This is a genomic window from Microcoleus sp. OTE_8_concoct_300 (genome assembly GCF_031383065.1).
Classification (GTDB): domain Bacteria; phylum Cyanobacteriota; class Cyanobacteriia; order Cyanobacteriales; family Microcoleaceae; genus Microcoleus.
On the sequence record NZ_JANMZH010000945.1, the window covers coordinates 1 to 7,164 of the forward strand.

Annotated in this window: 6 protein-coding genes; 1 reads left to right on the plus strand and 5 read right to left on the minus strand. The window is 46.6% G+C overall.

The window, feature by feature from the left end; translation table 11 throughout:
• Window positions 1–250: 250 nt before the first annotated feature.
• The 4 genes from ACUVJL_RS40130 to nfi all read right to left on the minus strand — a co-directional run bounded on the left by ACUVJL_RS40130 (window position 251) and on the right by nfi (window position 4,696).
• Complete coding sequence (locus ACUVJL_RS40130) at window positions 251–2,254, minus strand: FHA domain-containing protein (protein ID WP_445250920.1); 2,004 nt, start codon at window positions 2,252–2,254, stop codon at window positions 251–253.
• 102 nt (window positions 2,255–2,356) lie between these two features.
• Window positions 2,357–2,884, minus strand: a complete 528-nt coding sequence (locus tag ACUVJL_RS40135; protein WP_445250921.1) for an FHA domain-containing protein — start codon at window positions 2,882–2,884, stop codon at window positions 2,357–2,359.
• A gap of 477 nt (window positions 2,885–3,361) precedes the next feature.
• Window positions 3,362–3,664, minus strand: coding sequence for a KGG domain-containing protein (locus ACUVJL_RS40140; RefSeq protein WP_445250922.1), 303 nt, complete (start codon window positions 3,662–3,664; stop codon window positions 3,362–3,364).
• A gap of 378 nt (window positions 3,665–4,042) precedes the next feature.
• The gene (gene nfi / locus ACUVJL_RS40145; RefSeq protein ID WP_445250923.1) at window positions 4,043–4,696 is read right to left on the minus strand and encodes a deoxyribonuclease V; all 654 of its coding nucleotides are present in this window, start codon (window positions 4,694–4,696) and stop codon (window positions 4,043–4,045) included.
• Window positions 4,697–5,348: 652 nt separating this feature from the next.
• Here nfi and ACUVJL_RS40150 point away from each other — a divergent pair.
• Window positions 5,349–6,182 carry a prohibitin family protein gene (locus ACUVJL_RS40150; protein WP_445250924.1) on the plus strand — a complete coding sequence of 278 codons (834 nt, stop codon included), beginning with the start codon at window positions 5,349–5,351 and terminating at the stop codon, window positions 6,180–6,182.
• 259 nt (window positions 6,183–6,441) lie between these two features.
• Here ACUVJL_RS40150 and ACUVJL_RS40155 read toward each other — a convergent pair whose 3' ends face one another.
• The gene (locus ACUVJL_RS40155) at window positions 6,442–6,627 is read right to left on the minus strand and encodes a hypothetical protein (RefSeq protein ID WP_445250925.1); all 186 of its coding nucleotides are present in this window, start codon (window positions 6,625–6,627) and stop codon (window positions 6,442–6,444) included.
• Window positions 6,628–7,164: the final 537 nt, after the last annotated feature.

Here is a 7,164-nt window from a genome sequence, read left to right on the forward strand (position 1 = left end):
GGAAGGTGGTTCGATTTTAGATTTTAGATTTTAGATTTTAGATTGAAGGCGAAGTTCGTTTAAATCAGTTAAATCTCACATCTTGCACTATTCTCAAGAACAGGCAAGATGCCTGTTCCACAAAGAGTGAGTTTTATTTTGGGGTGGGCAGGAGAACCCGGCCGTAAAAAACCTATTGAAAATGGTGCAATATCTCCGTTAAATCCATTAAATCCCGTACATGGCTCGTTGCCGAACTTCGTCCTCCAAGTTAGTCGGGAGATTTATTTAAAATCCACTTCCACCACTGCAGGAACGATCGCCAAACGCTCAATTTCCGGACACCCGGAGCTCGGCCCGCGGCCAGACTTTCAACCGAACGCAAGGCGGCGTATTGCAAGCCCAAAAAACTGTCTACGGGCGCGTAAGGCCCTCCCAAAGTAATCGCGCCGGCTGCGTATACCCGGCCTTCTCCGTTGCTAGCAGAAGTGTTGCGCAATTCGGGCACTTCAAAATCATTGTTAACACTCAGCCGCCCCAAACCGTTGAGGGGAAGATTGTATTGAGCTACCAAATCGTTTAATAGGGGACTGGTTTTTACCTTAGCGTCCAAACCCGTAGCATCAATAATAAAATCAGCCTCTAACTTAATTTGCCCCTTGAGTTCCTTCTCCTGAATGTACGTCACCGTGCGGTTTTGACTGTCGCGCTCGACTCGCTCGACTTCCCCGAAGGTAATTTGATACCATCCTTGACTTAAACCTTCTTTGACAATCCGCCGCCAGTCCCGGCGCTTGGCTGTAGTAGTGCCGCCCCAGTCGGTGAGCAACTGCGGGCGAAATTCGGGGGCGGCTTGTTCCAAAAGTACCCGGAGTTCCCCGCCCCAGCAAGCTTTCGGCCAGTTGAAAGGTTGAAATTCGTAGTGATTTTCGACGCTGCGCTGAGCGAGTTTAAATTTGTTGCCCTGGGGTTTGGGCGATCGCATCAAATGCAATACTTGAATGTTACTGTTCCGCTGTCGCGCTTCGTAAATTCGCTGCACCACGCGCGAAGCGACTATTCCCCGGCCTCTAATTAACACACTGCCGCCGCTGGCCTCCAATTTTTCGTAAACGCCGTTGTGGCTTTCGTAAGCGTTGACCACCGACTCAAAATCCTGGGTTTTTTCGCGGTAAGCTTGCAAGTCTGGCAGAAATTGAATGGCGGGATAGCCGGTGGCTAAGTGTACGTATTTGGCGATTAAAAAAGCGTGATCGCGGTGATCCGCATTCGATCGAGAATAAGCGATCGCGTACCTGCCGTCATCTGTTTTGCGAATTCCCCGCACTCTACCGTAGCGAAACATCTGATCCCACCCAATTCGATCGACTTCCCTGTCAATAGAATCAAACACATTCACCGCGCGAGGCGTATAAGTTTCGGCAAAAGTCGGTTCAGCAAACACCTGCCACATCAACATCAGTGATACTCCCAAACGCCCTTTGAGCAATTCCTGCCAAGCTTCCCGCAAAGCATAGGTCGGCCAGCCCCAAATGTTGTCTGGACAAGAGTCAGAATTCGATCGTAGGCGTTCCCGCAGCGGAATTTGAGAATTCAGGCACAGACGCAGATAGCGGGCGTAAGGCTGGTTTTCCATGCCCAAAACCGCAATTTGATCGGTTTTCACGCCGCAAATTCTCAGCAAATCCACCCAAATAAAGCTGCCCAAACCGCCGCCAACGGCAGCCCAATCAACTTCTGTCACAGGGAGTCCCATAGATTCGAGTGATCGCATTTTCATTTGAGAAGCGTGCAAAAATGCGATCGGCGGAAATTCTCCCCTACTACTTGTGTGAGAAACCTGCGACACCATTTGCGGTCCCAATGCCGGGTCTGGCCCATTGGTCTGCGGGTTAAAGAAAATGTGAGAATTGACAGACGGCGTTTCTAGGGAATTAACAGCAAAAGAAATGCCGATCGCGTAGGGCCCAACTTGCAGCATATCCCCGTTTGCCAGCACGCACCGGGTTTGGCGAACGCCATTGACAAAAGTACCGTTGCGGCTACCCGTGTCAGTGAGTACGATACTGTCGCCTTCGGTGCCAATCACTGCGTGAAAGCGAGAAACTTGACTGCTGCGGAGGGCAATTCGAGAAACTCGTTCCCCGTTGATTGTGGCCGGCATAGCTTCAAAAATTCGTCCCAAAGCGATGGGTAAGTCGAGTATCGGGGATCGACAATCCCCCGTAGTTGTATCTGTCCAAGTTAGTCGCAGGCGCAAGGGTTGAGAATTCATGATTATTTTTTAAACATCAGCCGTCGGCTTTGAGCTTTCTGCAAAAAAGATTTTTATTTGAGAGTCTTTAACGAATACCCGGATTTTCCCTTTTTCAAACTTTCAGGGAGACAGCATCACACTCGCCGCCGCCGCCAAAGAAGTACCGCACCACGGACACCCCACATTCAACTGCGCGTAAGGCGAAATTCGGCTGCACTTGGGACACTGCAAACCATATTTTGAAGGCCCCGTAGGCCCAGAGTTACCCAGTGCGGGAGGCCCCAGCAAAACTGTCTGCGGCGCGGTTACCTGCACCTCTGTCACCTTGACCACCTCGATTTCCACTTCGCCTAAATGGATGCGGCTTCCCAATCTCAATTTTGCTTCGCCTCGGGGGAGAATTTTTCCGTCTACCAGCGGCGGATTGCTTTCGCGCAAATTCCGCACAGCATACTCCTGCAATTCCTGATTAAAAAATATTTCAACGTGTAGACCCGATACGCTGGGATGCGACAATACTATATCGCACTTCGCGGGATCGCGCCCGAGCCTTACGCTTCCGGGATTTTTGCTCGGCTGTCCGTTGTGAATTGTCTGAGTTTGACGCACCCCAGCTTCTGTCCATGCTAAAGTGAGCTGGTTTGTCATGATTGTATAGTTTGCTCAAAAATATAAAAAAATATTAGCTGATTTATTTTGAGGACGGACTTCCTCACCAAAAAACTTAATTAGAATTATTGACGCGGACTCGATCTTGCGTTCGGAAAATATTATGTACCGCTAAACAAAAAAGCCCCGAAGTCGGGGCTTTTAGTGCTCGTATGGCCTTTTTTTGAGAGACTGACTCGCGCTGGCGAGATTTTCTTTCCCGCAAAATTATTGACCCCTGTGCAGCTTGGTTAAAAATTTGCCGTTTCCGATTCGCCAGCGATTGCTAAAAACTAATTGCTGTGGGGTTTTCAGATTTGCGAAGCTTTGCTGCGCTAGTGACGAATTTTGGAGGTGGGGCGATCGAACTACCTCTGGAAATTCGATCGCCCCACATCCTCAAACGCTCAGTGTCCTAGTGCTATCTCTCAAACTGCAACCGTGTAATCTTTCGTTGCAGAGCCAGCGTTGAGAGACTTATTCGCTCTTGCGGCTTTTCCGACCGCCTTCGCGACCAATTTGAGCCATGTGTTCCCGATTTCTGCTGACAGCTTCGCCGCCTTTTTGGCCAGCTTCTCTGGCTTCTTCAGGGGTGAATTCGTGTGCAGTTCCTTTCTCGTGTGCAGCTTTTCCGCCTTTGCTAGCAATTGCGCGCTGTTTTTCTGCATCCATAGAAGCGAATCCGCGTTTGCTTTTCTCAGCCATGACTGTCTCCTCGTTTTTTTTCTGATTTTTTAGCTCGATCGCGCCTTCGCCTCCCACTGTCGCGGGTAGTCCCACGAGCGTGGTGAGATATCCGACGGTAAATTATGAAACCTCATCAGACGAATCTAAGCTTTTGGTCTAAATCGCAGGATGACTCTTTCATAATTTACAAATGTGAACTAAAAATAGTTCACGCCCGGGCACTATAGTTAGAGCCGCCAATGTTTAAGCAGGTTACTGTCTTTCATTCATTCTATAAACCCCCCAACTTTTATACCTCTTTCTCAGGTATAGTCATTCTTTAGTTCGCTGGAAGGATGGAACCCAAAGCTGATTGGGGGTAGACTCAGAGGATTTTTCGACTTGACGGCGACACCTCAAAAATTAAAAGTCTAAAGAGGGATGCTTTTTTGTCTTTTTACTTTTTTTTTTGATGCCTTCCGCGCTTGCCTGTTATCCCGATGTTAGTTGGTCTGCCGATCGAGTTGTTTCTGGTAAGCGATATTTTGGGGCGCAGCGCAGGACATACTCGATCGCACTTATCAAGTTTACCTTATGACCGATCGAAACATAAATCGGTTTTACTCCTGTTTGCGTCCTCAGCGCTGCCCCTACCGTCGATCCCGAAAGCAGCAAGGGTTGCCAACTGCCCCGTTCGAGTCCGACTTCTGAATGTTCTCCCATAAATCGATTTTTGGCAACTCCGATCGTGGCAATTCCTGTCAAAACCCCCAAATGGCAGGCAAGACCGAACCTGCGGGGATGGGCTAGTCCTTGACCGTCGCACAATATCAAGTCTGGCCTCAAACTGATATTTTCCAAAGCCTCAAGGACTGGCGGCACTTCTCGAAAAGACAAGAAACCGGGAATGTAAGGAAAAGCTGTAGGACTGCGAACCACAGCTTGCTGCTGCAACTGCAAGTCGGGAAAGCTCAGAACTGTTACAGCGGCCCGGGATACCTCGTCTGCACTGTCGTAGCCGACATCTACGCCTGCGACATACCGAACTGGCGACAGTTGATTTTCGGTAATTACCTCTGACCGAAGCTGTTCTTGAATGGCGAGCGCCTCTTCAATTGTCTGCGGCCAAGGGTGTCGCTGCAACATTAGACATCTTTATTTAACCGTTCTCATCTAACCTTAACTTATTTTCTGGCATTTTTAAACTCAGATTTTTATCCTTTTACGCTATAAATTCACAACTTGCGTAAGGAGTCTTTCTTTATACTGGGGAGCTTTGAGTAAGGCGGGCCGAGGCTCATTCTACAAATAGAGTCTGTACATCGAAGAGTGAAATTCTATCTTTGGCGGCTTGCGCCAACCCGCAAAGATTGCACCGCTGCTCACCTCCAATTTTCTACTGAAAATTTACAAAAAATACCTATTTGATGCTAATTTTTTAGCTTTCTAGAAAGCTTTCTCTTTCCGATCCTCATGCTATAGCTTCTCCCAGAGCGAGCGAGCTATCTCTTTACTTCTTCCTTATCTAAAATCCTCCTCATTGTCAAGATGATTGAAACATTTATTCATCAATAATCTCAGCTAGGTACAAGTGCCATTGTTCATACCAGAGCCTCAATGTAATGGCAATCTAATATTTTTTTGATTTAAGAGGCTTTCCGGCCCTCACAATCCTATGACTTTTATGAAAAAAATAAAGAAATTTATGAGTTGTTACACCATTAACAGGAAGTTATAATCTTAGATAAGAGCGAATAGACAACTAACATCCAGTAACACAACCTAGCTGAGTTAACATATGAAAACCATGCAAAGTGTTCGGTACAACCTAGCTCTCTACATCGTCGGTGGCATCGTCTTCATCATCGCCGCCTTAAATTTAAAACCTTTTGCCATCGTCGGCGCAGGGGAACGCGGCGTCATGATGCGCTTCGGCAAAGTTCAAGACGCGATCTTAGATGAAGGCATCCAACCGATTTTACCGATCGTCACCTCTGTAAAAACTCTGAGCGTGCGGGTACACAAAACCGACCTGCAAGCAGATGCAGCATCCAAAGATTTGCAAAAAATTACTACAGATTTGGCAGTCAACTGGAATGTTGACCCCGCCCACGTCAATCAAGTTTTCCAACAAATAGGAGACGAAGAACAAATTGTTACCAGCATTCTGAGTCCAGCTATTTCGGAAGTTCTCAAAGCAGCAACTTCTAAAAAAACAGCAGAAGAAATTATCACTAAGCGCACGGAACTCAAAACAGAAATCGACAACAGCCTCAAAAAGCGTTTGCAACCTTACGGCGTCATCGTCAGAGATGTTTCGTTAATAAATTTTGGCTTTTCTCCCGAATTTAGCAAAGCCATCGAAGCCAAACAGATAGCAGAACAAGAAGCTAAACAGGCAGAATTTACAGTTAAAAAAGCAACCCAAGATGCTCAAGCCGCAATTAACCGGGCTAAAGGCCAAGCCGAAGCTCAGCGCTTGCAGCGGCAAACTTTAACTCCCGAAATTTTGCAGCAGCAAGCGATTGAAAAATGGAACGGCCAGTTTCCGACAGTAATGGGAGGAGGCGGAACTTTGCCGTTAATTAATATTGCGCCGCCGAGCTCTCAAGCTGCAACAGGTGTTAAATAAGCTGCTGCCGACTATGATTGCCAGGGCGCCGGGAGAAGGGGAGAAGAGAAAAGGGGGAGAAGGGGTGAGGGCTGCCAGAACCTGAGGGGGACAGAAATTTAGGGTTTTTCACGCAGGAAGTGAAGATGTGCTTTTTGAAAGGCCCAATAGCAAGCGTAGAAAATATAACTAACAACTAAGGTTAAATCGCGCTTACAGAAGACTTAGCGGGAGCGTGAAAGCCCCTGAGAAGCAGGCACGTACTGCTGTCCTTCGTGCTTCAGACAGGGGATGAAACGCGACACGGCAGGTTAAAACCTGCTGTTTCCCTTTCTTTTTCGAGTGCCAGACTATCAATCCACTCTTCAATCAAAGCAGTGATAGTTTTATCTTTTTGAGCAGCATATAAATAAAGCTTATTTCTCCTACGCTCGGAGCAGCGTATTGTTAATGTTTTTGCTTTCATTTTGCACATAGATTGTTAGGCTCAAATGTTAGTATATATCAAGGAGGTGAAATTAATGTATGGATGCCAACAAAATCTAATTAATCCAAATACGGAGTTAAAAGCAGTCCTTGAGTTTATTTGCTCGGAGTCGCACAAGTTAACAAATTGTGGTATCTATTATGCTCGCCAGTTGTATTTCAAGACAGGCAAGTTGATTGGTAAGTACGACTTAGAGAAGGAATACAAAAACAATAAACACTACCAAGTTCTATATTCTCAAGCAGCACAACATATATTAAGGTCTGTTGCTGAGTCGTTTAAATCTTTTAAGGAGCTAGGCAAAAAGTACAGTAAGGGAGAATTGCATTTCCAGCCCAAGCTCCCCAAATACCGTAAAGGTAATGGTTATGCCCTAGTAAGCTGTTCAGCATCTAAAACGCATATTGTATGGTATAATATGATAATTTTCCGAGAAAGTCAATGCCTACTAAAAACTTCCTCAGTTCTGAAACAAAGGAAACTCTGCAACAAGCATTAAAAGACCATGAGCATCCA